The sequence below is a fragment of the Streptomyces sp. NPDC048442 genome, assembly GCF_040651475.1.
GTDB lineage: Bacteria > Actinomycetota > Actinomycetes > Streptomycetales > Streptomycetaceae > Streptomyces.
Genome location: NZ_JBEZKB010000020.1, coordinates 54,593 through 81,402 on the forward strand (window position 1 = coordinate 54,593; position 26,810 = coordinate 81,402).

At 74.1% G+C, this 26,810-nt stretch carries 8 protein-coding genes; all 8 read right to left on the reverse strand.

The window, feature by feature from the left end:
• Positions 1–56: 56 nt before the first annotated feature.
• The gene (locus AB0D18_RS27030) at positions 57–1,553 is read right to left on the reverse strand and encodes an argininosuccinate lyase (protein WP_362423710.1); all 1,497 of its coding nucleotides are present in this window, start codon (positions 1,551–1,553) and stop codon (positions 57–59) included.
• Entirely contained in the window at positions 1,550–2,788 is a 1,239-nt protein-coding gene (locus AB0D18_RS27035; protein WP_362423713.1) for an ATP-grasp domain-containing protein, read from the reverse strand. The genes AB0D18_RS27030 and AB0D18_RS27035 overlap by 4 nt, the downstream gene beginning before the upstream one ends.
• Positions 2,785–3,927, reverse strand: a complete 1,143-nt coding sequence (locus AB0D18_RS27040) for a pyridoxal-phosphate dependent enzyme (protein ID WP_362423716.1) — start codon at positions 3,925–3,927, stop codon at positions 2,785–2,787. The genes AB0D18_RS27035 and AB0D18_RS27040 overlap by 4 nt, the downstream gene beginning before the upstream one ends.
• An 11-nt stretch (positions 3,928–3,938) precedes the next feature.
• The gene (locus AB0D18_RS27045; RefSeq protein WP_362423719.1) at positions 3,939–4,868 is read right to left on the reverse strand and encodes a GHMP kinase; all 930 of its coding nucleotides are present in this window, start codon (positions 4,866–4,868) and stop codon (positions 3,939–3,941) included.
• Positions 4,869–4,932: 64 nt separating this feature from the next.
• Positions 4,933–9,792: an amino acid adenylation domain-containing protein gene (locus tag AB0D18_RS27050; protein WP_362423722.1), complete on the reverse strand. Its 4,860-nt coding sequence runs from the start codon at positions 9,790–9,792 to the stop codon at positions 4,933–4,935.
• Positions 9,789–13,037 (reverse strand): amino acid adenylation domain-containing protein, encoded by a 3,249-nt coding sequence (locus AB0D18_RS27055; RefSeq protein WP_362423724.1) that lies wholly within the window; start codon positions 13,035–13,037, stop codon positions 9,789–9,791. Before AB0D18_RS27055 ends, AB0D18_RS27050 begins: the two co-directional genes overlap by 4 nt.
• A 6-nt stretch (positions 13,038–13,043) precedes the next feature.
• Positions 13,044–14,684, reverse strand: coding sequence for an amino acid adenylation domain-containing protein (locus AB0D18_RS27060; RefSeq protein WP_362423727.1), 1,641 nt, complete (start codon positions 14,682–14,684; stop codon positions 13,044–13,046).
• The gene (locus tag AB0D18_RS27065; RefSeq protein ID WP_362423730.1) at positions 14,678–26,800 is read right to left on the reverse strand and encodes an amino acid adenylation domain-containing protein; all 12,123 of its coding nucleotides are present in this window, start codon (positions 26,798–26,800) and stop codon (positions 14,678–14,680) included. Before AB0D18_RS27065 ends, AB0D18_RS27060 begins: the two co-directional genes overlap by 7 nt.
• Positions 26,801–26,810 lie beyond the last annotated feature (10 nt).

Below are 26,810 nucleotides of genomic sequence, written 5' to 3' on the forward strand. Positions count from 1 at the left end.
GGCCGGGATTCCTCACGGTTGTGGGTCGGAGTGTGGGTGGGGGGTGGGCGCTGGGGTCAGGCAGGGGGGTGGGTCAGGGCCGATACGGCGTCGGTGAGCTTCTGTTCCGCGGCTGTCCAGCGTTCCCGCCGTACGGTGGCGGCGGCGCTCAGCTCGCCGAGGGTGGCGGCGCTGCCGTCGAGGGAGGCGAGCACGGAGGCCGGGGCGGGGCCGCCGCCCGCTCCGGCGGCCTCGACGACCGAGGCCGGATCGAGGTGGGCCAGGAGTGTGCCGGAGCGCTCACCCAGCCGGTCTGCGGCGACGTCCTCGAAGCGGCGGCCGGTGGCGTGGGCCACTCTGCTGATGTCCCCGACCTGGTGGTGGGCCGTACGGAAGGGAACTCCGGAGGCGACGAGGCGTTCGGCGAGGGCGGTGGCGGCGGTGTGGCCGTCCGCGGCGCGTCGGTCCATGAGCGCGGCGTCCGGTTCCGCGCCCTCGATCATCAGCCGCAGCAGGACCACGGCGTCGGTCGTGGTCTCCAGGGCGGACCACAGGTGCCCGACCGCCTCGGTGCCCACGGCGATGGCGTTGGTGAAGCGGGCCGTCGACATCGCGGCAGCCGCCGAGGTGAGCGCTCCGAGTGCGCCGGCCGCCTTGCCCTGGATGTTCTCCAACAGGAAGGCGTTGCGCTTCTGAGGCATCATCGAGCTGCTGCCGACCAGGTCGTCGGGCAGTCGCAGCAGGGCGTTCTCGGTGCTGGTCCAGGACTGGAGGTCGTGCGCGGTCCGGGTGAGGAGCACGCCGAGGACGGTGGCGGCGCACAGCAGCCGCAGGACGACGTCCCGCGACGCGACGGCGTGCAGGGAGTTGCCCAGGGGCACGGTGAATCCGAGCAGTTCGGTGGTGCGTGCCGGGTCGATGGGCAGGGTGGTTCCGCCGACCGCGCCGGCGCCCAGGGGGTTCTCGTCGAGCTCGCGCCCGGCGTGTTCGAGCTGGTCCAGGTCTCGTACGAGAGCGGCGGCGACCCCGGCGAGGTAGTGGCCGTAGGTGGTGGGGACGGCCGGCTGGTGGTGGGTGTAGGCGGGCATGACGGTGGTGTGCCAGCGCCGGCCCTGGACGACGAGGGCGCGGCCCAGGGCGTCGGTCTCGGTGAGCAGCCGGTCGTAGGGGCGCCGCAACTGAAGCCTGAGGACGGTGGCGTTGAGGTCGTTGCGGGAGCGGCCGCTGTGCAGTACTCCCCCGGTCTCCTCGCCCAGGACCTCCACGAGGTGTCCCTCGTAGGCGAGGTAGCGGCCGCGCGGGGCGGGCCGCCGGCGCAGCGGGGCGAAGTCGGCGGAGCGCAGGGCGTCGATGCCCGTCAGCAGCCGGGCGGCGGTCTCACGCCGGACGATGCCCTGTTCGGTGAGCATCACGACGTGGGCGCGGTCGACGTCGCTGGTGGGCCGCAGTTCGGCGGCGACCGGGTCCGCGGGGGCGCGCAGGTGCTTCTCGAAGAGGATTTCCGCGGCGGCGGGGGCCACGGCGGAGGTCAGCCGTCCGGTGGGGGTGGGGGTAGTGGTGGGGGTAGTGGTCATACCTGGCTCTCCTCGGTGGGCCGGGGGCGCAGTGCGGTACGCAGCAGTGTCAGTGCGCCGTCGGCCGCACGGGCCGCGTCCCGGGCGGTGGCCGCGGTGGCGGTGGCGTGACCGACGCGGTCGCGGTGGTCGTGCTGCGGGGCGAGCGGGACGCCACCGCGGCCGGTGAGTGTCATGGCGGTGACGTGGAGCGGCAGCGCGGCAGGGGCGGTGACGGACTCGTCGAGGATCGCGGGCTCCTCCACGACGAGGAAGCGCAGTGCGGCGTGGTGCGCGGTACGGGGTTCGAGGTCGGCCGGGCGGCCGAGCGCGGCGGCCACCTGGGCGCGGACCAGGTCGACGGAGAGGGCGGAGCGGATCAGTTCGGGGATCATGCCGCCGCCGAGGCGCGGGTTGACCTCGATCAGCACGGGGCCGTGGGAAGTCAGCCGCAGTTCGACGTGGGCCGCCCCGAAGCCGAGTCCGAGTGCTTTGACCGCCGCCACGGCGGTGTCGGCGAGGGCCTCCGCCGTGGCGGCCGGCACGGGGGCGGGCACGTCGTGGCCGATTTCCACGAAGTGGGGCGCGGAGCCGAGGTGCTTGCCGACGACGGTGACGGCGGTGTGCTCGAACACCTCGACCGAGAACTCGGGTCCTTCGACGTAACTCTCGACGAGGAACCCGGGGGCGGTGGGGATGCCGCGTTCGTTGTGGGTACGGGCCAGCAGGCGGGCGGCCTGGGCGGTGATCTCCTCGCGGCTGCGGCACAGGCGGACGCCGGTGCTGCCCGAGCCGTCGGCGGGCTTGAGGACGACCGGCAGGCCGATCCGGTCGGCGGCCTCGAGGGCCGCGTCGGTGCTGTTCACCCTGGCGTGACCGGCGACGGGGACGCCCGCCGCGGCGAGTGCCGTGTGCTGGCTGCCCTTGTGGCGGCAGAGCGTCACGGCCCGCGGGTCCGGGCCGGGCAGTCCGAGCGCGGCTGCCGCCTCGGCGGCGACGGGCACGAAGTAGTCGGAGCTGGTGGTCAGGCCGGCCGGCGTGCCGTTGCCGAGTGCGGCGACCGCTTCGAGTACCCCCGCGACGCTGGAGGTGTCGGCGCGGACCACGGTGACGTCCTCGGCGCGGGCGTAGTCGTAGCGACCGGGGTCTTCGGCCAACAGGACCGGCCGGGTGCCGAGTTCACGAGCACGGCGGACGAACAGGCGGCCGGTTCCTGAGGTGTTGGACTCGACCAGGACCAGCGTCGGCTCGGTCATCGGCTCTCCGTGGGGATGGGGGTGGGGGTGGTGGCGGGTCGGACGTGGGTGTGGCGCGGGGCGTCGACGGCGCGCAGGGCGTCGGTGCCACGCACCGCGGCGGTGTCTCGCAGGGCCGCGTCCAGGGTGCGGCGGTGCCAGTCCATGCGGGCCCAGCCGCCTATGGCGTCGCGGGGGTCGGTGACCGTGCGCGGTGCGGTGGCGGCCGGGGTGTCCAGTACGCCCTGCTCGGCCAGCCATTCGTCCCGGTACACCGAGTCCTGGTAGCGGTGCCCTTCGTCGGGGAGCAGGGCCACGACCTGCTCGTCGGGGTGCCGTTCGGCGTACCAGCGGGCGGCCAGGAAGGAGGCGCCGCTGGTGGGGCCCATGTAGAGGGCGTGGCGGGCGTGGAGTTCCCGGGTGGCGCGGAAGACCTCGGCGGGGCCGGCCCAGTGGACCTCGTCGTAGGCGTCGTGGGAGACGTTGGACGGTACGAGGCTGTTGCCCAGGCCGCGGACCGTACGGGGTCCGTCCGGCTGGCCGAAGATGGCGCTGGGCGAGGTGTCCACGCCGATGAGTCTCATCCCGGGTTCGACCAGTCGCAGGAAGGTGGCGGTGCCTCCGGTCGATCCGCCGGAGCCGACGGGGCCGACGAGGCAGCCGACGGGGCCGACGGCCTCGGCGATCTGCTGGGCGACGCTGGCGTAGGCGTGCGGGTTGTCGGGGTTGTGGTACTGGCCGGGGACATAGTGGTCCGGGTACTCGGCCCGCAGTTCCTCCAGCCGGTCGAGGCGGGCGCGCTGGAAGCCTCCTTGCGGGCTGGGCTGCGTGCAGATCTCGACGCGGGCGCCCAGGTCGGTCAGGCGGCGGTGCAGTGCGGCGTCGATGGCGGGGTCGCCGACGATGACGAGGGGGTAGCCGCGCAGGCGGCACACCATCGCCAGACCCAGCGCGAAGGTGCCCGAGGACGTCTCCAGGACCGTGGTTCCCGGGGCGAGTTCGCCGCGCTGTTCGGCGCGGTCGAGCATGAAGCGGGCCGGGAGCAGTTTCATCAGCGTGAACGCGGCGACGCACAGATTGGGGCCGATGCGGACGAGCCGGGGCAGGACGGTCGCCTCGACGATCGATGCGCTCGGTGCGGGCAGGGTGGGCGATGACATGGTCGGTGCTCTCATCCTGTGGTCGTGAAGTACCAGGTGCCGTGAATCCCGAGCGCTTCGAGCCGCGCGCGGGCATGGTCGGTGCGGGCGGCGAGGTCGGGCAGGCCGGGGTCGAAGATCAGGCCGGCCACGTCGCCACTGTGCGCGACCTGGAGGCCTGCGGCGCCCAACTCGTCGGCTGCGCGCAGGAGTTCGGGGAGGCGGGGTACGGGGAGGTGGCGCTGGTTGAGGCGGGCGCTGGCCGTCGAGACCCGGCCGAGCAGCGCGACGTCGCCGGTGCGGATCGCGCGGCGGGCCATGCCCAGCAGGGGGCGGAACGCCTCGACCTCCCAGACGGTGTAGCGGGCGGGCGGCAGGGCGAGCGTGTCGGTGCCCGTACCGTCCCGGCTGGTGCCGAAGCCGAGGACGGCCAGCGGCATGAGCGCGCCGCCCATGTCCTCGACGACCTCGCCCTCGCGGTGGGCGAACAGCACGGCCCGGTGCGTGTACATGAGCGCGTCGGATGCGGTCTCGGCGGCGACGGCCAGGGCGGCGTACTGGGCAGGGCCGGGGTGGCGCCCGGCGGCGTCGTAGACGGCCCCGATGGCGGCGACGACGTCGGCGGTGGAGGAGCCGAGGCCGCGGCCGGGCGGGATGTTGCTGGTCAGCCGGAGCGTTCCGCCGGCGTGGGGGGTGCCCAGGGTGCGCAGCGTCAGTTCGGCGGCGCGGCCGGCCTTGGTGCGCCACGGTTCGGTGACGGTGACCCCGGTGGCGGTGTCGGACGGCTCGAAGAAGGCCTGTGAGCCGTAGAGGGGGCAGGGCAGGGTGATCAGGGCGCGGCGCAGGCGTCCGCCGGACTCGAAGACGCCCTGGAGGATCTCTCCGTGGTGTCCGCCGCTGTAGTGCGATCCCCGTATGCGGACCGCCGTCCCTGAGTGTGCTGGGTACGTGTCGTGGAGCATGGCTTCCTCGGGATGGAGGGGATGGAGGGGATGAAGGGGAGGGGGAGGTGGCGCGGTGGGGCGGTCACACGGGGGCGACCAGTCCCGGAACCGGGTTCCGGTCCGGGGCCGAGGGCAGTGCGCGGACCGTGACGAAGTGGGCGGGAATCTGGTAGTCGGGCAGTGACTCGGCGAGGAAGTCGACGAGTTCGCCTTCGTCGGGGACGGTGGCGCCGGTGCGCGGCACGAGGTAGGCGTGGAGTGCGCCGTCGACGGTGTGCACGGCCGCCTCCGCGATCCGGCGGTGGGTGGTCAGCCGGGCCCGGGTCTCGTACGGGGCGACCCGGAAGCCCGAGACGGTCGGCCAGGTGCCGGCCGCGCCCAGGATCTCGAAGCCGCCCGCGGCGTTCCATCGGGCCCGTTGCCCGGTGGGGCTCAGGGGGCGCGAGCCGGTCCGGGCGAGGTGCAGTTCGCCGGGGACGCCGGCCGGGAGGGGTTCGCCGCGGCCGTCCAGGACGGTGGCGGTGACGCCGGGTGCGGGGGCGCCGACGCGGGCGAGGACCTCGCTGTGTTCCGGTGCGGGCCGGTGCGGGCGGCACAGCGCCAGGGGCAGGTCCGGGGTGCCGAACCCGAGGGCGAGGCGGCAGGCGCCGGCCGGTTCGCGCAGGGCGGCCGGGTCGGTGTCGGGGCCGAGGACGAGGAGGGCTTCGGCGCCGTGGGCGACGGCCGGACGGTGGTGGGCCAGCAGGGTGTTGGCGGTCGTGTCGGCCAGCAGGACCGTGGAGAACGGCTCCTGACGTGCGGTGAGCAGTGCGGCCAGAGCTGCGGGCGAGTCCGGCGCGGTCGGCGGCAGGACGAGGGTGCCGCCGCGGGCCAGGGTGGTCCAGACCTCAAGAGGGAAGAACTGGCCGTCCGGGACGCCGAGTTGGGGTACGCGGGCGGCGGTGAGCCCGAGCGCGTCGAGGGCTTCGAGGGCGGTGTCGAGGGCGCCGTGCGTGATCTGGGCCCGGTCCGTCAGGGCCAGGACGTCGCCGTCGGCGGGACGCCGGGCGCGGGACGGCTCCGGGAGGCCCGCGGCCTCGTGCCGCTGCGGCGTTCCGTGCCCCGGCAGATCCGGGGCCCCGTACTCCGGCAGACCCGGAACTCCGTACTCCGGCAGCGTCTTGTGGCCCTGCACGCCGTCCTCAAGCGGCACGCCGTCCGCAAGCGGCACGCCGTCCGCAAGCAGCGCGCCGTCGGCAAGCAGCGCGCCGTCCGCGAGCAGCACGCCGTCCTCAAGCGGCACGCCGTCCTCATGCAGCGTGCTGTGCTCCGGAGGTGCCTGGTGCCCGGCCGGGTGGAGGAGGTGGTCGGTGAGGAAGTCCTCGGTGAGGAGGTCCTCGGTGAGGAGTACGTCGCCTTCGGCCGGTGCGGCCCCGGGGGCGAGGACGCGTGCGGGGGCTCCCGTGCGGGCTGCGGCCACCAGTGCGGCGACCAGGTCGGTGCCCGCCGGCAGCCGCACCGCGACCGGCCGGCCGGGACCGGCCCCGTGCCGGAGCAGGAGGTCCGCGATCGTGTCCGCCCGGGTGCCGAGGGCGCGGTAGGTGACCTCTCCCGCCGCCGTGCTCAGGGCCACGGCGGTGGGGCTCCCGGTGATGTGTCCTTCCACCCGTTCCAGGACGCCGGGTCCTTCGGGTCGCGCCTCCACGGCCGGGGCGGGGTCCGCCTCGGTGAGCGGAAGCCGGGAGACCGGCACGTCGGGCGATTCGAGCGCGGCCCGCAGCAGGGTGCGGTAGGCCTGCACCATGCGGTGCATGGTGTCCGCGTCGAAGAGGTCGGCCGCGTACTCCCACAGGATGGTCAGGCTGTCGTCCTCGCTGCTGGGACGCATGCCCGCGCGCTGCTCGGCGCGCGGGATGACGACGATGTTCAGGTCGGCCTTCGACGAGCCGTTGTGCTCGACGTTCACCTCACCCGTGAGACCGGCGAAGTCGAGGTCGGGGACGGCGGAGTCGTGGAAGCTGAACAGGGCGGAGAACAGTGGGTTGCGCGACAGGTCGCGGACCGGGGCGGCCGCCTTGACGAGCTGTTGCAGCGGTACGTCCTGCCAGGCGTACCCCTCGACGGCGGTGGCGTGGACCTGCTCCAGCAGCCCGCGGAAGGAGGGGTCGTCGTCGAGCCGGACGCGCAGCGGCACCGTGTTGACGATCATCCCGATCAGCCGCTCGGCCTCGGTCAGCCTGCGGTTGGCCACGCCCACCCCGACGACGAAGTCGTCCTGGGCCGTGTAGCGCGAGAGCAGGGCGGTGAATCCGGTCAGCATGAGCGAGTAGAGGGTGACGCCGGCTTCCTTGGCCCGGGTGCGCAGCAGGGCGTACTCGTCGGGGTCGAGGTTGAGCTTCACCATGTCGCCGCGGAAGGTGAACTCGGGCGGGCGGGGGTGGTCGGTGGGCAGTTCGAGTGCCGCGGGGGCGCCGGCGAGTACGCCGGTCCAGTGGTCGGTGTAGCGCTCCGCGACGGGGCCGCTGAGCCAGGACCGCTGCCAGGCCGCGAGGTCGGCGAACTGGAACCGCGGTTCGGGCAGCGCGGGGGCTCCCTCGGCGAACACGGCGTACAGGCGGGTGAGTTCGTCGACGAACACGGCGAACGACCAGCCGTCGTGCACCAGATGGTGCTCCAGGTGCAGCAGTCGGTGGGCGTCGGGAGCGTCCCGTACCACGACCCAGCGCACCAGCGGCGGCGTGTCGAGTTCGAAGGGGCGGGCCTTCTCCCGGGTGACCAACTCCCGCCAGGCGCCCTCCCGTTCGGCCTCTGGCAGTGCGCTGAGGTCCACCAGTGGTACGTCGATGTGGAGGGCGTCCATCTCGACGGGGCACTGGGCGGGGACGCCGTCGACCTCACGGAACGCGGTGCGGAAGATCTCGTGGCGGCGGACGAGTTCGGTGAGGGCGGTGCGCAGCGCGGGCAGGTCCAGCGGGCCGCGCAGGCGCAGGGAGGCCTGTACGCGGTAGGCGGGGTTGCGGGGCGAGAGCTGTTCGAGGAACCAGATGCGTTCCTGGGGGAAGGACAGCGGCAGGGGCCTGCTGCGGTCGGCGTGCCGCAGCGGGGGCGGCACCGGGGCGGTGCCGTCGGCCCCGCCCGCGGCGGTGGTGCCGGCCTCGCCGTCGGCCGCCGCGGTGGCGTCGACGAGCTCGGCGATCTGCCGGGGCGTGGTCCTGCGGAAGAGTTCGGAGAGCGGGATCTCGACGCCGAGGTCGGTGCGGATACGGGCCGCGAGGCGCCCCACCAGCAGGGAGTGGCCGCCGAGGTCGAAGAAGTTGTCGGTGGCCCCGGCGTCGGTGCCGCCGAGCAGTTCGGTCATCAGGGCGGCGACGGCCTTCTCGCTCGGGGTGGCCGGGGCCTCGCCGTGGCCCGCGCGGGCCTGGTGGGGCGCGGGCAGCGCTTCCCGGTCCACCTTGCCGCTGGGGGTCAGGGGCAGGGCGGGCAGGACGACCACGGTGTAGGGGACCATGTGGGCGGGCAGGGTGCGTGCGCACCAGGTGCGCAGGTCTTCGGGGACCACCGCCGTGTCGGGGGTGGAGGCGTAGCCGACCAGGACGTCTCCCCGTGCCACGACGACGGCGTCGGTGACGGCGGGGTGCGAGCGCAGTGCTTCCGCGACCTCGCCGGGTTCGACCCTGAAGCCGCGGATCTTGACCTGGTGGTCGGCGCGGCCCGCGTAGGCGTAGCGGCCGTCGGGCAGCAGGCGGGCCAGGTCGCCGGTGCGGTAGGCGCGGCCGCCGTCGGTGGGGACGAACTTCTCGGCGGTCAGGGCGGGCCGGCCGTGGTAGCCGCGCGTCACTCCGGCGCCGGAGACGACGAGTTCGCCGATGGCTCCGGGGGCGACGGGCAGCCCGTCCTCGTCCAGCAGGTCGATCCGCACCCCGGGCAGGGGGCGCCCGATGTCGGGTGATCCGGGTCCTGTCACGTCCCCGGTGGTGGCGCAGATGGAGGTCTCGGTGGGGCCGTAGGCGTTGATCATGCGGCGGCCGCGTCCCCAGCGGGCCGCGACCTCGGCGGGCAGGGCCTCCCCCGCGCAGGCCAGGGTGCGCAGGGCGGGGAGTTCGGCGTCGGGCAGGGCGGCGACGACGGAGGGGGGCAGGACGGCGACGCTCACCTCGAAGCGGGCCATCAGTTCCAGCAGGCCGGGTCCTGGCACGATGCTGTCGGGGTCGGCCAGGACCAGGGCGGCGCCGGCGGTCAGTGCGATACCCGTCTCGCAGACCGAGGCGTCGAAGCTGGACGGGGCGAACTGCAGGACGCGGTCGCCGGCGGTGACGCCCCACTCGGTGCGCATGCCGTACACGGTGGCGGCGACGGAGCCGTGTTCGACGAGGACGCCCTTGGGCCGGCCGGTGGAGCCGGAGGTGTAGATGACGTACGCCAGATCGGTGGGACCGGGCGCGGGCAGGCCGGGTTCGCCGACCGCCGTTCCGGGGGCGGCCTGGTTGCCCGTACTCCCAAAGGAAACAGAGGAATTAGAGGAACCAGAGGACCCGAAGGAGCCGGAATCGGCCGGGGTTTCGGGGGCGAGGACGCGGACGCCGTCCGGCAGGCGCCGGGCCGAGGCCTCGTCGGCGATCACGAGGGTGGCGCCGGAGTCGCGCAGCATGTACTCCAGCCGGTCCTGCGGGTAGGCCGGGTCGAGCGGGACCCAGGCCCCGCCCGCCCGCATGACGGCGAGCACGGCGACGGCCAGGTCGGGGCCGCGGCCGACACTGATGCCGACCAGGTTTTTCACGGGGCCCGTCCCGGTGGGCGCCGTCTGTCGGCCGACGCCCGCGGCGGTCAGCCGGTGGGCCAGCGCGGCCGAGCGGCGTTCCAGGGCGGAGTAGGTCAGGGCGCCGCCGGACCACAGGAGGGCCGGCGCGTCGGGGGTGCGCGCGGCGTGGTCGAGGAACGCCTCGTACAGCAGGGGAGCCTTCATCGTGTCGTACCTCGTTCGCTTTCCGCGGGGCTGGTGGCGTGGGCGGGGTCCGCGAGGAGGTGCTGCACCTCGTCGTCGGACAGGTTCTCTATCTCGGCGAGGATCAGGTCGTGCAGGTGTGCCGCCGTGGCCGCCACGGTCGGGTGTTCGAAGATCACGCTGAGCGGCAGGTGGATGCTGAACGACCGCCGCATCCGGTTGACGGCACGGGTGGCGAGCAGGGAGTGCCCGCCGAAGGAGAAGAAGTCGTCCAGGACGCCGATGCGGGGCAGGCCCAGCACGTCGGCCCAGATGTCGGCGACGGCCTGCTCGGTCCCGTCGCGCGGGGCGAGGTGTTCGCTCTCCTGGTGGTCGCCCGGGTCGGGTTCGGGCAGGTTCGCGGGGCTGAGCTTGCCGCTGGCCGAGCGGGGCAGGGCGGGCAGGACGGTGACGGTCGCGGGCACCGCGTACCCGGCCAGCCGGGAGGACAGGTGTGCGCGTACGTCACGGGCGGTGGCGGTTTCGTCGGAGAGCGCGACGTAGGCGGCCAGCCGCAGGTCGCCGCAGGGGCCGCAGCGGGTGACGACCGCGGCGTCGGTCACGGCGGGGTACTCGCGGAGCACGGCCTCGATCTCCCCCAGCTCGACGCGCACGCCGCGCACCTTCACCTGCCGGTCCATGCGCTCCAGGTACGCGAAGGTGCCGTCGGGGCGCATCCGGCCGCGGTCGCCGGTGCGGTAGAGGCGTTCGCCCGGCCGGTAGGGGTGCGGTACGAAGGCGGCGGCGGTCTTCGCCGGGTCGCCCAGGTAGCCGCGGGCCAGGCCGGTTCCGGCGATGCACAGCTCGCCGGGGACGCCGGGCGGCAGGGGGGCGAGGCGGTGGTCCAGGACCAGGACCTCGTTGTTGTCCATGGGCCGGCCGAGGCTGACCGCGCCGGTGCCCTCGGTGTCGTGGGGGCCGCAGGTGTGGAAGGTGGAGTCGATGGACACCTCGGTGGCGCCCCAGGTGTTGTCCAGGCTGACCGCGTCGCCGAACGCCTCGCGGAACCGGCGTACCAGGGCGGGGCGCAGGGCCTCGCCGCTGGACAGGACGCTGCGCAGGGAGCGGCGCAGGGCGGTGATGTCGTCGGCGGTCAGTTCCTCCAGGAACAGGTCCAGGACGCTGGGTACGAACTGCACGTGGACGGCACGGTGGCGGATCACGGCGTCGACGAGGGCCCGCGGGTCACGGTGCAGGCCGGGCGGCAGCAGCGCGACGGTGCCTCCGGTGATGAGCGGCCAGAGGATCTCCACGGCCGCGTCGTCGAAGGGCAGGGTCGTCTTGTGCAGGACCGTCTCGCCCGCCCGCAGGTGGTGCCGGCGCTGCATCCAGGCCATGCGGTTGGCCCAGCCGCCGTGGGTGCAGGCCACGCCCTTGGGCCGGCCGGTGGAGCCGGAGGTGTAGTACACCGCGCAGAGGTGGTCGGGGTGGACGCTCACGGTGGGGGGCTCCGCCTGCGCCAGCGGGTCGACCGTGAGGGGCAGGGCGCCCGCCCCGGTGACGAGGTCGGCGTGTTCGGGGGCGGTCAGGCAGACACCGGCGCGGGCGTCGGTGAGGAGGGTGGTGATCCGGGAGGCGGGGGTGGTGGTCTCGATGGGCAGGTAGGCTCCGCCCGCCTTGAGGATGCCGAGCAGCCCGACGACCATCGGGACCGACCGGTCGATCAGGAGGCCCACCGGCACGTCCGGGCCGACGCCGTGCGCGATCAGTCGGTGGGCGGTCGCGTTGGCCGCCGCCTCCAGCTCCGCGTACGTGGTGGTGGTGCCGTCGGCGTCGGCCAGGGCGACGGCCGTGGGGGTGGCGGCCGCCTGACGGGCGACGAGTTCGTGCAGGGGCGCTCGCGGGGTGTCGACGGCCGGCCGCAGGAGCTGGGCGCGCAGGCCCCCTTCCTCCGCGGGGGACAGCAGCGGGATGTCGTCCAGGCGGCTGTCGGGGTGCTCGGCGACGTGGAGCAGCAGGTTCTCCAGCCAACCGGTCAGCCGGTCGACGGTGGTGGCGTCGTACAGGTCGGTGTCCCAGTTCACGCCGCACCACAGGCCGGCCCGCTGGTCCTCGAAGCTGACGCAGAGGTCGTACTTGGCGCCGGCGTAGGGCATCGGCAGTTCGGTCACGGTCAGGCCCGGCAGCTGCGGGGCGCGGCGGCGGCCGCTGCGGAAGTTGACCAGGACCTGGAAGAGGGGGGTGCGGGACGGGTCGCGTTCGGGGGCCAGTTCCTCGACCAGCCGGTCGAAGGGAACGTCGGCGTGGTCGAAGGCGTCCAGGGACACTTCCCGCAGCTGCTCGACGTACTGGCGGAACGTCAGTCCTGGCTCCGGCCGGCCGCGCAGGGGCAGCATGTTGATCAGGACGCCGACGAGCCGTTCGGTGGCAGGGTCGTCCCGGCGGGCGTAGGTGGTGCCGGTGGTGACGTCGGGCCGGCCGGTCCAGCGGTACAGGACCGCCTGGACGGCGGCGGTCAGCAGCATCGCAGGGGTGGCTCCGGCGGACCGGGCGAGCGCGGTGAGCGGGGCGGCGGCGTCCGGCGGCAGCACAAAGGCCGTACGGCCCTCGCCCCGTCCGGCGCGCACGGCCGGCCGGGGGCGGTCGCCGGGCACCTCGAAGGGGGTCAGGTCGGCCAGGGCGTCCTTCCAGTGCCGCAGTCCTGCCAGTGCGGTCTCGGTCTCGGTGGCGGCGGCGTCCAGCCGGGCCGCCGCGGTGCGGTACGGCTCGGCGGGCTCGGGGACGGGAGAGGGCAGGCCGGCGGTGAACGCGGCGTAGTCGGCGGCCAGTTCGTCGTAGAGCACCGCGCAGGACCAGTCGTCGGCGGCGACGTGGTGCACCGTCAGGGCGAGGGTGTGCTCCTGTTCGCCGTGCCGGATCAGCAGGGCGCGCAGCGGGATGCCGGCCGCGAGGTCGACGGGTTCGGCGGCCTCCCGGGCGAGTGCGGCGTCGAGGGCCTCGGCGTCGGCGGCCTCGGTCTCGCGCAGCCGGAACGCTTCGGGCGGGCGGACCAGGCCGACGGGGGTCTCGTCGTGGGAGACGACGCCGGTCCGCAGGACTTCGTGACGGGTCGCCAGGGCGTTCAGGGCCCGGTGCAGGGCTTCGCGGTCGAGTGCGCCGGCGAGGTGCAGCCGGAGCGGGATGAGGTAGTCGGAGGGGTGAGCGCTCATCTGGTCGACGAACCAGGTCCGTTCCTGGTCCCGGCTGAGCGCCACCTGGACCCCGGTGGAATCGAGGGTGGGAGACATGTGCGGTCAGATCCTCTCGGGCGGGGCGGAAGGCGTGGCGAGGGTGGCGGAGGAAGGGGAAGGGGAAGGGGAGGAGGAGGGGGTGGCGGGGGAAGGGGAGGGGGAAGGGGAGGAGGGGTTGGCGGGGGCGAGCACGGCGAGCGTTCCGCGCCCCCAGCCCGGTTCGGGCAGCCGCCGCCGGTCCTCCTTGCCGTTGGCGTCCAGCGGCAGGGCGTCGAGCGCCGTGTACTCGGCGGGCAGCATGTGGCGCGGCAGCCGCCCGGCGAGGAAGCGGTGCAGGTCGGCGGCGCGCAGCGGGGTGCCTGGCCGGGGCACGACATAGGCGACGATGCGCTTGTCGCCCGGCGGTGCGACGCGCGCGGTCACCAGGCACTTGCGTACACCGGGGGCCTCGCCCAGCGCCGCCTCGATCTCGCCGGGTTCGACGCGGAAGCCGCGTATCTTGACCTGCTGGTCGGCGCGGCCGGCGAATTCGACGGTGCCGTCGGGGCGTTTGCGGCCCAGGTCGCCGCTGCGGTAGGCACGCTCCCGCGTGCCGGGTTCGGTGACGTAGCGTTCGGCGGTCAGACCGGGGCGGTTGTGGTAGCCGCGGGAGACGGTGTCTCCCACGATCCACAGCTCGCCCGTCTCCCCCGCCGGCAGCGGGCGGCCCTCCTCGTCCATGACGTGCAGCCGGGCGCCGGGCAGCGGGGTGCCCAGCGGCAGCGGGGACTCCAGTGCGCCGGGGTCGGTGAGCAGTTGGCGGCAGACGGCCACGGTGGACTCGGTCGGCCCGTAGATGTGTGCCACGGTCAGCCCCGGGTTGGCGGTCAGGGCGCGGCGCACCTGTACGGGAGAGACGACGTCCCCGCCCGTGACCACCGTGTGCAGCGGCGCGAGGGCGGTGGGGTCCTCCTCGACGACCTGGTGGAAGAGGCCGGCCGACAGCCACAGGTCGGTTACGCCCTCGGCTTTGAGGACCTCGGCCAGTTCTGCGGCGCCCAGCAGGTCATCGGGCGGGAAGGCCAGGCAGGCCCCCCGCAGCAGCACGCCCCAGATCTCCAGCACCGACGCGTCGAAGGAGAAGGAACTGCTCTGGAGCATGGTGCGGCCGGGCCCGAGCGGAGCGATGTCCTGCTGCCGGGCGAAGGCGGTGACGTTGCGCTGCTCGACCAGCACCGCCTTGGGCCGCCCGGTCGATCCTGAGGTGTACATCGCGTACGCCAGGTCGGTGGGGGCGGGCGGTACCGCCGGAGCGGCCACGGAGTCGCTGTCGTCCTCGTCCGGGCGCTCCTCCTCGGGGTCGAGGACCCGGCAGCCGGCGAGGGCTTCGGGCAGCTGTGCGCCGCCGGAGGCGACCACGACCCGGACCCCGCTGTCCTGCCGCATGTGGGCCAGCCGGTCCTCGGGATAGGACAGGTCCAGCGGTACGTAGGCGGCTCCCGCCCGCAGCACCGCCAGCGCGGACACCACGAAGCCGGGCGACGCGACGGCGGCCACGCCGACGAGTTCCTGGTGCCGTACGCCGAGCCGTCGCAGCCGGGCGGCCAGCCGGTCGGCGGCGGCGTCCAGGCCGGCGTAGGTGAGGCGGGTGCCGGGCGCGCGCAGCGCGACGGCGTCCGGGGTCATGACCGCCCAGTGGCGGAAGGCGGTGTCGATCGTCACCATCGTGCGTCCTCCAGTCCGACTCCGAGGTCGTGCAGCAGCTCGCGCAGGAAGTCCTCACCGGCGTCGGAGTTGGCCGTGACGACCAGTCCGAGACCGCGGTCGGGGTCCGACCAGGTCAGCGAGCGGAAACCGGGGACTCCCCCGGTGTGGCCGAACCAGCGGCGGTCGCCGTAGGGCTTGCCGACCACGCCGAGACCGCCCGGGGTGCCGGGGTGGGGGCGCAGCATTTCGGCGGCGGCGTCGGCGCCGAGGAACGCGGCGGGCCCGCCGGTCACGGCCCGCTGGATCTCGATCGCCACCCGGGCCAGGTCCCGCGGGGTGGACCACAGTCCGCCGGCCGCGGACTCCGCGTACAGGTGCCAGCCCTCCGGGTGGGCTGCGCCCGCCGTGTCGTGGTTGCGGGCGACCGTCGTGCCGGTGAGGCGCGGGACGCACGGCGTGAAGTCGCTGTCCCGCATGCCCAGCGGGTCCAGCACCAGCGCCCGCATGAGCGGGGCGAAGTCCTGGCCGGTGACGTCTTCCAGTACCTGTTGGAGCACGGTGTAGTTGGCACTGGAGTACGCGAACGGCGCGCCCGGCGGAGCCTCGGGCCGCACCGGGGGTGTCAGCGCCGGGGCATGGCCGTCGAGCACCTGGCGGAGCGTGGGCAGCGGCCCGTCCGCGCGGTAGCCGTCGTAGGACTGTGCCCCAAGGCCGGCGGTGTGGGTGAGCAGGTGGCGCAGGGTGACGCCGTCGCCGGGCAGCCGCCAGGTGGTCAGCAGCCGGTTGATGTCCGTGTCGAGGTCCAGGCGCCCGTCCTGGACCAGGCGCATCACAGCCAGGGCCGTGACGTGCTTGCTGATGGACCCGACCTGGAAGAGCGTGCGGTCGTCGACCGCGGTGGGGTCGTCGGCGCCGAGGGTGCCGAAGCCCCAGGCCCCCCGCAGGTCGCCGTCGGCGATCACCGCGATGCTCACCCCGGGCACCTTGTGGCGCAGCATCGGCAGCAGGGGTGCGGGAGTTCCGGCGAACAGCCGGCGTACGAACGCCTCGGAGCGCTGTCGCGGCGCGGCGGCGTCCTCCACCAGTCCTGTGAGGTGCCGCAGGTGCCGGTCGGCCAGGTCCCGTACGGCGGTGGCGTCGAACCGGTCGGCGTCGTAGCGCCATTCGACGTGCAGTTCGCCGTCGAGGACCGCCGCGTCGATCTCCACCGGGTGCGAGCGGTGCTGCCCGGGGTCGACGGGTTCGCCGAGGGTGTGGGGCAGCGGGCGCAGGAGGGCGTCCGTGGCGCCCGCGGGGTCGCGGCGGCCGTGGTAATTGAAGGAGACCTGCGCCCCTGGCTCCTTGTCGCCGGTGTCCCTGAACTGCTGGGCGAGTCCGTGGCCGATGCCCCGCCAGGCGGGGGTCCTGGTGTGTTCGGCGACCACGTCGACCCAGACGTCCGCGCCGCCGGGTGCGGGGCGGGTGAGCCGCAGGGGCTGGACGCTGGTGAACCAGCCGACCGTACGGGAGAGGTCGACGTCGTCGCACAGGGGCTCGCGCCCGTGGCGTTCGACGTCGATGGCGCAGGTGTCGCCGCCGGTGGTCTCGGCGAGGGTGTGGGCCAGGGCGGCCAGCATGAGGTGCTCGGGCTCGACCTCGCGGGCCGCGGCGGCCCGGCGCAGCAGGTCCTCCGTGAGGGGCGCCGGCAGGACGGCCCGCAGGGTGCGCGAACCACCTTGGAGGGAGGGGGAGTCGGTCCCCTTCGCGGGGAGCTGCGGCACGTCGGGCCGCGGCAGCGCCCAGTAGGCGGCCTCCGCGTCGAACTCCTCGCTCTGCGCGTACGTCCGCAGGCGCTCGCCCCAGTACCGTACGGAGGTGGTCTTGGCGGGCAGTGTGCCGCCGGAGCAGAGCGTGTGGAGGTCCTCCACCAGGATGTTCCAGGACACGGTGTCGACGGCCACGTGGTGCACGACCAGGAGCAGCCGGCCGGACGGTTCCAGCAGGACGGCCCGCAGCAACGGCCCTTCGGCCAGGTCGAGTCCGGCGTGCGCGGCCTCCGCCGCGGCGTCGGCGTCCTCCTCGGCACCGACCACCGTGAGCGGGTCCGTGTCGTGGTCCGCGTCGTGCGGCGCCAGGTATTGGTGCCACTGCCCCGCCCTGCGGGTCCAGCGCAGCCGGAGCGCGTCGTGGTGGGCGATCAGGGCGGTGAGGGCGGCCCGCAGGGTGTCGGGCGTGATGCCGGGGTCGACGTCGAGCAGCTGGGTCTGGTTGAAGCGGTCGCGCGGCCCCAGTTCGGCGTACTGGCGCTGGACGGGGGTGAAGGGCACCTCTCCGGTGACGGGGCCCTGTTCGGCGTGGACGACGGTCTGCCGGCCGTGCGCGGCGGCCTCGTCGGCGGCTGCGGCGAGATCGGCGACGGTGGGGTGGGCGAAGACCATCCGCGGGGTGACGGTCAGTCCCGCCTCCCGTGCGCGGGCGACCGTGTGGATCAGCAGGATGGAATCGCCGCCCAGGACACGGAAGTTGTCGTGCACTCCGATCTGCCGTACGCCCAGGACCCGGGACCAGATGCCGGCCAGGACCCGTTCCGTGGCGGTGCGCGGAGCGACCCGGTCGCCGGACGGCGTCTCCCGGTCGTCGGGGTCCGGGTCGGGCAGGGCCGCCCGGTCCACCTTGCCGTTGGGGTTGAGCGGCACCCGCTCCACGGCGACCAGGAACCTCGGCACCATGGCGTCGGGCAGCTCGGCGCGCAGGGCCGCCCGGGTCCGGTCGGGGTCGGCGGCGCCGACGGTGTATCCGACGAGGACCTTGACGTCGTTCAGTACGCGTACGTCGACGACCGCGTCCCGGACGCCGGGCGCCCGGCGCAACACGTCCTCGATCTCGCCGAGTTCCACGCGTACGCCTGCGATCTTGACCTGGTGGTCGGTGCGGCCGACGAATTCCAGGACACCGTCGGCGCGGCGGCGCCCCAGGTCGCCGGTGCGGTACAGCCGGGACCCCGGTGGTCCGAACGGGTCCGGCAGGAACCGCTCGGCGGTCAGTGCCGCGCGTCGGTGGTAGCCGCGGGCCAGGGTCGGCCCGCCGATGAAGAGTTCGCCGGTGACGCCGGTGGGAAGGGGGTTCATCGCGTCGTCGAGGACGTGGACGGTGTTGTTGTCGAGCGGCAGTCCGAGGGCGACCGCCCCGGTGTCGGCGGCGGCGTCGTCTGCGGTGCACACGCGGCAGGTCGAGTCGATGGAGACCTCGGTGGCGCCCCAGGTGTTGTCCAGGCTCACCCGGTCGCCGAAGAGCTCGCGAAAGCGCCGTACCAGAGCGGGGCGCAGGGCCTCGCCGCTGGTGAGGACGGACCGCAGCCGGGTCATGGCGGCGGCCGCCGCCGGGGTGAGGACGTCGAGGAAGACCTCCAGCACGCTGGGGACGAACTGCACGTGCACCACGTCGTGCTGCTGGACGCTCTCGGCGATGGCGTGGGCGTCGCGGTGCGCGCCCGGCGGCAGCAGGACGACCTGGCCTCCGGTGATGAGCGGCCAGAGGATTTCCACGGCCGCGTCGTCGAAGGTGAGTGTGGTCTTGTGCAGGACCGCGTCGCCCGCCCGCAGACCGTGCCGGCGCTGCATCCAGGCCATCCGGTTGACCCAGCCCGCGTGGTGCGAGGCCACGCCCTTGGGCCGGCCGGTGGAGCCGGAGGTGTAGTAGAGCGAGCAGAGGTCGGCGGGCAGGGCGGTGGGGCCGGGGTCGTGGGTGGGTTCGCCGGACCAGGGTGCGGGGTCGTCCAGGGCGAGGGCGGCGGGGCCGGAGTCCTCGTCCGGGGTCAGGCCCGCCAGCAGCCGGGTGTGGGTGAGCACCAGGCGGGCGCCGGCGTCGGCGAGTACGAACTCGCGGCGGCGGGCGGGGTGTTCGGGGTCGACGGGGACGAACGCCGCACCGGACTTGAGGATGCCGAGGAGTCCCACGACGTGTTCCGCGGAGCGTTCGGTGCACAGGGCCACCAGGTCTCCCGCACGGACGCCTTCGCGGCGCAGCCGGTGGGCCACTTGGTTGGCGCGCGCGTTGAGCTCGCCGTACGTGAGGGTGTCGGCGCCGATCCGGACGGCGGGGGCTTCCGGGGTGGCGGCGGCCTGTGCCTCGATGAGGGAGTGCAGGGTGCGGTCGTCCGGGAAGGCGGTGACCGTGTCGTTCCAGCCGTGGACGACCTGGGTGCGCTCCTCGGCCGACAGCATCGGCACGTCGGCGGCCTTGGCGTGGTCCTCGGTCAGGCCGGTCAGCAGCTGCACCGTCTGGGCGAGCAGCCGCTCCGCGGTGGCCCGGTCGTAGAGGGCCTGTCGGCAGCCGACCTCCAGGGTGAGCCGGTCGGTGCGGGTGGCCTCCAGAACCAGCGGGTAGCCGGTGTCGCGGGCCCCGTCGTCGGTCACCGGCACGACCTCGGCCGGAAGGCCGCCGTCCGTCTCGGTGAAGACGACCAGGCTGTCGAACAGCTGCCGCCCGCGCGGCACTTCACTCGCCCGCTGTACGTCGGTCAGGGCGACATGGGCGCGTCCGGCCACGTCGGTGACGCGTGCCAGGACGTCGCCGAGCAGGTCGGCGAGGGGGCGGTCGGGGTCCACCGTGATGCGCAGGGGCAGCGTGTTCATCAGCAGGCCGACCATGCGGTCGACTCCTTCGACGTCGCTGAAGCGGCCCGAGACGGTGGTGCCGAACACGACGTCCCGCTCCCCGCTGGTACGGCTCAGCAGCAGGGACCACGCCGTGTGGATCAGGGTGCCGAGCGTCACGCGGTGGCGCCGGGCGGTCCGTTCCAGTGCGTCGTGGAGGGGGGCCGGGAGGGTCTGCCGGGCGTTCCACACACCGTCGCCCACGCCGGTGGGCCGGCTGCCGGGCAGCGGGGTGGGCCGGGTGAAGCCGTCCAGGGTCTCGCGCCAGTGGGCCCTCTCCCGGGCGGCGGCGTCGCCCGTGCCGAGTTCGGCGAGCCGGCGCAGGTAGTCCCGGTACGGGGGCGGGGCGGGCAGCTCGGGGAGCCGGCCGGTGTCGCGGCGGGCCCGGTAGAGGTCGAACGCCTCGGCGAACAGGGCGTGCAGGCTCCAGCCGTCGAAGACGACGTGGTGCGTGGTCCAGACGAAGCGGTGCAGATCGCCCCGGACGCGGATCAGCAGGAACCGGGCCGGTGGGGCCTCGACCAGGTCGAAGACGGTGCGCTTCGCCTCATCGGTGAGCTCGCCGAGCCGCTGTGCGCGCAGGTCGGCACTCAGAGGGGAGAGGTCCTCGTGCCGGAAGCGGGGCGGGGCCGCGCGGCGGACGGCCTGGACCGGGTGCGGCAGGTCCGACCAGTGGAAGGTGGAGCGCAGGATCGCGTGGCGCTCCACGAGATGGGCCCACGCCTCCTCGAAGGCGGCGCTGTCGAAGTCGCCTTCGAGGTCCACGGCGAAGCTGCGCACGTAGTCGCCGGTCTCCGCGAGGGTGTGCAGCAGCAGGCCCGTCTGCAGGGGCGACAGGGGCAGGACGTCCTCGGTCCGCTCCCTGCCCACGGCGTCCAGGAACGTGTCCAGGTCCTGCGGGTCGAGTCCGGCGAGCTGGAAGGGCTCGGCAGCCGGACCCGACGCGGTGGGCGCCCGGTCCGCGAGGGCGGCGAGCGCGCCGACGGTGGGGTGGGCGAAGATCTGCCGGGTGGTCACGGGAAGGCCCGCCTCCCGGGACCTGGCGGAGACCATGACCGCCTTGAGGGAGTTGCCGCCCAGGGCGAAGAAGTCGTCCTCCACGCCGACTTCGGCGGCGCCCAGGACCTGCTCCCAGATGCCGGCGAGGGTGCGTTCCCTCGGGGTGCGCGCGGGGACGTGCCGTGCGGCGCCGGGTGCGGCCGTGCCGGGGGCGGGGAGCGCCTTGCGGTCGACCTTGCCGGCCGGATTGAGCGGCAGCCGCTCCAGTACGACCAGGTGGGCGGGCACCATCGGGCGGGGCAGCTCGGCGCGCAGGAAGGCGCGTACGTCGGCCGGGTCGGGGCCGGGGCCGGCTCCGGCGACGTAACCGGTGAGGAACTCCTCGCCGCTGTCGTCCCGGTGGACGGTCACGGCGGCGCTGCGCACGTCGGGGTGGCGGGTCAACGCCTCCTCGATCTCGCCGAGTTCGATGCGGTGGCCGCGGATCTTGACCTGGTGGTCGGTGCGGCCGAGGAAGCGCAGGCGGCCGTCGGCGCGGCGTGCGACGAGGTCGCCGGTCCGGTAGAGCCGGGTGCCGGGTGCGCCGAACGGGTCGGGCACGAAGCTGCGTGCGGTGAGGCCGGGGCGGGCGTGGTAGCCGCGTGCCACACCGGTGCCGCCCAGATACAGCTCGCCCGGTACGCCGACGGGGACGGGGCGCATCGCCTCGTCGAGGACGTAGGCGGTGGTGTTGGGCAGCGGGAGGCCGATGGTGACCTCGTCCTGGCCGGGGGTGACCCGGTCGTGGGTGGTCCAGACGGTCGCCTCGGTCGGGCCGTAGACGTTGACCAGCCGGGGCAGGCGGGCGCTCAGTTCGTCCGCCAGGGGTTTCGGCAGTGCCTCGCCGCCCGCGAGTCCGACGGCGACGCCGTCCTCGGCGCCGAACCCGGCTGCCAGCAGCAGGCGCCAGCCGGACGGGGTGGCCTGGACGTGGGTGACCCCGTGGGCACGGATGAGGTCGCGCTGTGCGGCGGCGTCCCAGCGCCCCTCCTCGGGCACCACGACGATCCGTCCGCCGGTGGTCAGCGGCACGAACAGCTCCACGGTGGAGATGTCGAAGGACAGGGCGGTCAGTCCCAGCCACACCTGGGGGCCGGTCGTGTCCGACGGGTCCAGCGTGTGGGTCATGGCGGCGACCAGGTGGGCGAGCGAGCCGTGGGAGACCTCCACGCCCTTGGGGCGGCCGGTGGAACCGGAGGTGTACAGCACATAGGCCAGGTCGTCCGGCCGTACGGAAACGGGGGTGCCGTCCGCCTCCACGGGGGTGCCGGGGGCGTCGGTACGGAGCACACTGACGCCGTCGGGGACGGCCCCCGGGGACGGCTCGTCGTCCGTGAGGAGCACCCGGGCCCCGGAGTCGGAGAGGACGAAGGCGGTCCGCTCGTCGGGGTACTCGGGGTCCAGCGGTACGTAGACGCCGCCGGCCCGCCACACCGCGAGCACCGCGGCGACCATGGCGGCCGACCGGTCCACCCGCAGCGCCACCCGGTCGCCCGGTTCCACACCGGCGGCGCGCAGCCGCCGCGCGATCCGGGTCGCGCAGGCGTCGAGCTCCGCGTAGGACCGGTCGTCCCCGTCCTGGACGACCGCTGTCGCGTGCGGGGTGCGCACGCACTGCCCGGCGATCATCGCGGGCACGGTCGTGGCGGCGGGGAAGGTACGCGCGGTGTCGTTCCACCGGCGCACGGCCAGGTCGTGGTCGGTGTCCGGCAGCATCGGCAGCTCGGTCAGCAGGCCGTCCGGCTGCTGTACGAAGGCGGTGAGCAGCCGGAGGTACGAGCGCAGCAGGCGCTCGGCGTCACCGGTGTCGACCCGGGCGTCGTCGTGGATGAGCTGGACGGCGGACTGCTTCGGCGCGAACTTGATGTTCAGCATCAGCGGGTAGCCGCTGTTCTGGTGGACGGGGCCCATGCGCACGCCCAGTCCGCCGAGGTCGGCGCGTTCGGCGACGGCCAGGTTCTGCACGACGAGGATGCTGTCGAACAGCTGCTGGTTGCCCGGCACGCCGGACCAGCCGCGGATGTCCACCAGGGCGCTGTGCTCGACGTCGCGCAGCGCCCCGAGCTGTCCGCCCAGGCGTCCGAGCCAGTCGCCGAGCCGGTCGCTCTCCTCCCAACCGACGCGTACGGGAAGGGTGTTGGAGAGCAGGCCGACCGTCTGCTCGATCTTCGGGAGGTCGGCGGACCGCCCGGAAACGGTGAGGCCGAACACGACGTCGCGCTGTCGGCTCCACCGTCCCAGCAGCAGTGCCCAGGCGCCCTGGAACACCGTGCCGAGTGTGCAGCGCCGGCCGCGGGCGAGCAGGGTCAGTTGCTCCACCAGCTCGTCGTCCAGGGCCAGTTCGACGGTACGTGCCTCTCCGGCGGGTCCTTCGGCGGGGGCCGGGCGTACGACGGGGAGCGCGGTGGGTTCGACGAAGCCGGTGAGGGTGTCGCGCCAGTGGCGCTCGGCGGTCTGCGGGTCCTGGCGCTCCAGCCACTCCACGTAGGTGCGGTGCGAGACCGGCGCGGGCAGGTCCTGCGGCGGGCGGCCGTCCCTGCGCAGTGCGGTGAGGGTGGCGAAGACCTCGTTGAGGAGGGGGCCCACGCTCCAGCCGTCGGCGAGGATGTGGTGGCTGTGCCACACCAGGTGGTGGCGGGCGGGTCCGGTGCGGATCAGGTGGAAACGCTGGGGCGGGGTGCGGAACAGGTCGAAGCCGCGTTCGCGCTCCTCGGCGAGCAGGGCGTCCAGCCGCTCCGCGCACGCGTCGGCGGGGGTGCCGGTCCCGGTCTCTGCGGGGTTGTCGGCGGGGGTGTCGGTCCAGTCCAGGACGGTGAAGTCGGCCGGTGCGCTGCGGTGCACGATCTGCAGCGGGCGCTCCAGGCCCTCCCAGCGGAAGGAGCAGCGAAGCGCGTCGTGCCGGTCCAGTACGTGCTGCCAGGCGGCGACGAGCAGGTCCGGGTCGAGGTCGCCCTCGATCTCCCAGCGGTACTGGGTGAAGTAGGCGCCGCCGTCCGGGTCGTGGAGGCTGTGGAAGAGCATGCCCGCCTGGAGCGGGGTGCAGGGGTAGATGTCCTGCACCTCCTCGGGTGGCAGTCCGGACAAGGCGCGCTCCAGGCCGTCCCGGTCCAGTCCGGCGAGCGGGAAGTCGTCGGGGCCGACGGTGCGGCTCGCGCCTTCGGTGTCCAACGGGGTGGCGACGGCGGCGAGTTCGGAGAGGGTCTGGTGGGCGAAGACCTGGCGCGCGGTGAGGGCGTAGCCGGCCTCGCGGGCCTTCGACACGAGGAACACGGCGCTGACCGAGTCGCCGCCGAGCTCGAAGAAGTTGTCCTGGGCGCCCACCGTCGGGACGCCCAGCAGCCGGGACCACACGTCCGCCAGGGCCCGCTGGACCCCGTCGGCGGGAGGCAGGCTCTCCGCCGGGGCCGCGACCTGTGGGGCGGGCAGCCGGTTGCGGTCGACCTTGCGGTTCGACGACAGCGGCATGTCCTGCAGGGTGACGAAGACGGCGGGCACCATGGCCGCCGGGAGGGCTGCCGACAGGTGGCGCCGCAGTGCGTCGTGTGACGGGCCGCCGACGACATAGCCGACGAGCCGGGCTCCGCCGGGGGTGTGCTGGACGACGACCGCGGCGTGCTCCACGCCGGGGTGCTCGGCCAACCGGGCCTCGATCTCACCGAGTTCGATGCGGTGGCCGCGGACCTTGACCTGGTGGTCGTTGCGGCCGAGGAAGCGTATCCGGCCGTCCGCGCGGCGGGCTCCCAGGTCGCCCGTACGGTACAGGCGGGCCCCGGGCGGCCCGAACGGGTCGGGAACGAAGGCCCCGGCGGTGAGTTCAGGGCGCGCGTGGTAGCCGCGTCCCACTCCGGCGCCGCCCACGTACAGCTCGCCCGGCACGCCGAGGGGCACCGGCCGCATGGCGCCGTCGAGGACGTACACGGCGACGTGGTCGATGGGGGTGCCGACGGTGATCTCGCCGGCCGGGTCACTGACGTCGTCGTAGGTGGCCCACACGGTGCTCTCGGTGGGCCCGTAGCAGTTGAACAGCAGCCGGGCCCGGTCCCGGAGTTCGGCGGCCAGGGACGGCGGCAGCGTCTCGCCGCCCGTCATGGCCACGGCCAGCCGGGGCAGCCGTGCGTCGGCGGCCAGCAGGATGCGCCAGCCCGAAGGGGTCGCCTGCACATGGGTGACGCCGTGGTCGCGGGCGACGCGGGCGGCGACGGCTCCGTCCCGTGCGGCGTCCTCGGGGGCCAGTACGACCCGGCCTCCGCAGATCAGCGGCAGGAACATCTCGACCAGCGAGATGTCGAACGACAGACCGGTCAGGCCCAGCCACACGTCGTGCGGGCCGGCGTCGAGCCGCTGCCGCGTGCCGGACAGGAAGTTGACCAGCCCCGAGTGCTCCACGGCCACCCCCTTGGGGCGGCCGGTGGAGCCCGAGGTGTAGAGCAGGTAGGCGAGGTCGGAAGGCCCCGGTCCGGCGGCGGCGGCCGGGACGCGCTCCCCCGCGTCCGCTTCTTCTGCGGCTGCTTCCTCGGCGGCTACCTCGTCCGCGTACAGGACCGGCACCGCGTCGCCCAGCGCGTAGCGTCCCCGGTCGGCGACGACGAGGGCGACCCCGGCGTCGCCCAGCATGGCGCGCAGCCGCTCGGCGGGGTGCTCCAACGGCAGCGGCAGATAGGCGCAGCGCGCCTTCCACACGCCCAGCAGCGCGACGACGAGCCGCTCGGTGCGGGCCAGGTGGATGCCGACGAGCGCGCCGGGTCCGGGTACGGCGGCCCGCAGCCGGGCGGCCGTGCGGTCCGAGGCCTCGTCCAGCTCCCGGTAGGTCAGGGAGGTCGTGCCGAAGGTGACCGCGGGCGCCTCGGGCGTGGCGGCCACGGCGGCAGCGAAGAGGTCCAGCACGGTGCCATCGGGCGCGGTGGCGGCGGGGCCGGCGGGGGTGTGGAAGCCGTGCACGACGAGTTCGCGTTCGGCGTCGGACAGCAGGTCGACCTCGCCGACGGCGGCGTCCGGCGTGTGCAGGGCGCGGCCGAGGAACTCGACCAGCGAATCGAGCATCCGCTCCACCGTCGCCGGCTCGAACAGCGTGCTCTCCCCCACCAGGTCGAGCCTGATGCCCTCCTCCAGGTTGACCGCGACCAGCGACAGGTCGACCTTCGCGGAGGCGGTGCGCACCCGTTCCCGCTCGACCTCAAGTCCCGGCAGGTTCCATATGTGTTCGCGGGGCTCGATGCACTGGTACATGACCTGGGACAGCGGGTTGCGGGAGGAGTCCCGGGGGTGCCCGGAGTCGGCGACCAGCTGCTCGAAGGTGACGTCCTGGTGTTCCAGGGCTCCCAGCACGACCGTGTGCATGCGCTCGGCCAGGGCGGCGAAGCTCGGCCCGTCGGTGACGTCCACGGTCAGCGGCATCGTGTTCGCCAGCATCCCGATCAGGGGTTCCGTCTCGGCGGTGACCCGCCCGGAGACCGGGGTGAGCACCGAGAAGCGTTCCTGGCCGCCGCTCCAGCGGTGCAGGTGGGCGGCGAAGACCGTCAGCAGGGCGGTGAAGAGGGTGATGCGGTGACGGCGGGCGAAGTCCCGCAGCGCGGCACTGACCTCGGGGGACAGCCGGCGGCGGGCGCCGTGTCCCCAGAAGGACGGTTCGGGCGGCCGGGTGTGGTCGGTCGGCAGCTCCAGGACCGGCGAGACCCCTTCCAACGCGGTGCGCCAGTAGGCGAGTTGCCCGTCGAGCAGATCACCGGAGAGCCGGCCCGACTGCCAGGCCGCGTAGTCGGTGTACGAGGCGGGCAGCTCGGGCAGCACCTGGGCGAGGTCGGCGGTGCCCCGTACGCACGCGGCGTAGAGCGCCCCGAACTCGCGGGCCAGTACACCGCACGACCACTCGTCGGCGATGCAGTGGTGCAGGTTCAGCACCAGGAGGTGCGTGGTGTCGTCGCACACCGCGAGCACCGCCCGGAAGAGGGGACCGTTCTCCAGGTCGAAGGGGTCCTTGATCTCCTGCTCGGCGACCCGTACCGCCGCGTTGCCCCGTGCGGCCGGCGGCAGGTGGCCGAGGTCGACGGTGCGCAGCGCGGCGGGGTGCGCGGGCAGCGGGCGCTGGCTGGGCGGGCTGTCGTCCCTGAAGGCCATCCTCAGGGTCTCGTGCCGCTCGACCAGCGCGTCCAGCGTCCGCCGGACTGCGTCGCGGTCGAGCCGCCCGGTCAGCCGCAGTACGCGGTGGACGCTGAACGTGGAGTTGTCCGACGTCAGACGGTCGGCGACCCACAGGTTGTGCTGTACGGGTGCCAGCGGCGCGCTCCGGCCTTCCGGCAGCCTCGGTATGGCCATGGAGGCGTCCGAGGTCGAGTCGGCTGTCGGCCGACCACCGCGCAGACGCTGCTCCAGCAGCTCGCGCCGCGCGGCCGCGAGCGCCCTCGCGTCCCGGCCCTTCTGGGCGGCCGTGTTCCCCGTTCCGGCTGTTTCCTCGATCGTCGTCATGGCCGTTTTC

What these genes read in the sequence shown, in the direction of transcription:
- AB0D18_RS27030 (WP_362423710.1), bottom strand. Translation starts at nt 1,553, where the DNA reads ATGACCACTACCCCCACCACTACCCCCACCCCCACCGGACGGCTGACC.
- AB0D18_RS27040 (WP_362423716.1), bottom strand. Translation starts at nt 3,927, where the DNA reads ATGTCATCGCCCACCCTGCCCGCACCGAGCGCATCGATCGTCGAGGCG.
- AB0D18_RS27055 (WP_362423724.1), bottom strand. Translation starts at nt 13,037, where the DNA reads ATGTCTCCCACCCTCGATTCCACCGGGGTCCAGGTGGCGCTCAGCCGG.
- AB0D18_RS27045 (WP_362423719.1), bottom strand. Translation starts at nt 4,868, where the DNA reads ATGCTCCACGACACGTACCCAGCACACTCAGGGACGGCGGTCCGCATA.
- AB0D18_RS27050 (WP_362423722.1), bottom strand. Translation starts at nt 9,792, where the DNA reads ATGAAGGCTCCCCTGCTGTACGAGGCGTTCCTCGACCACGCCGCGCGC.
- AB0D18_RS27065 (WP_362423730.1), bottom strand. Translation starts at nt 26,800, where the DNA reads ATGACGACGATCGAGGAAACAGCCGGAACGGGGAACACGGCCGCCCAG.
- AB0D18_RS27035 (WP_362423713.1), bottom strand. Translation starts at nt 2,788, where the DNA reads ATGACCGAGCCGACGCTGGTCCTGGTCGAGTCCAACACCTCAGGAACC.
- AB0D18_RS27060 (WP_362423727.1), bottom strand. Translation starts at nt 14,684, where the DNA reads ATGGTGACGATCGACACCGCCTTCCGCCACTGGGCGGTCATGACCCCG.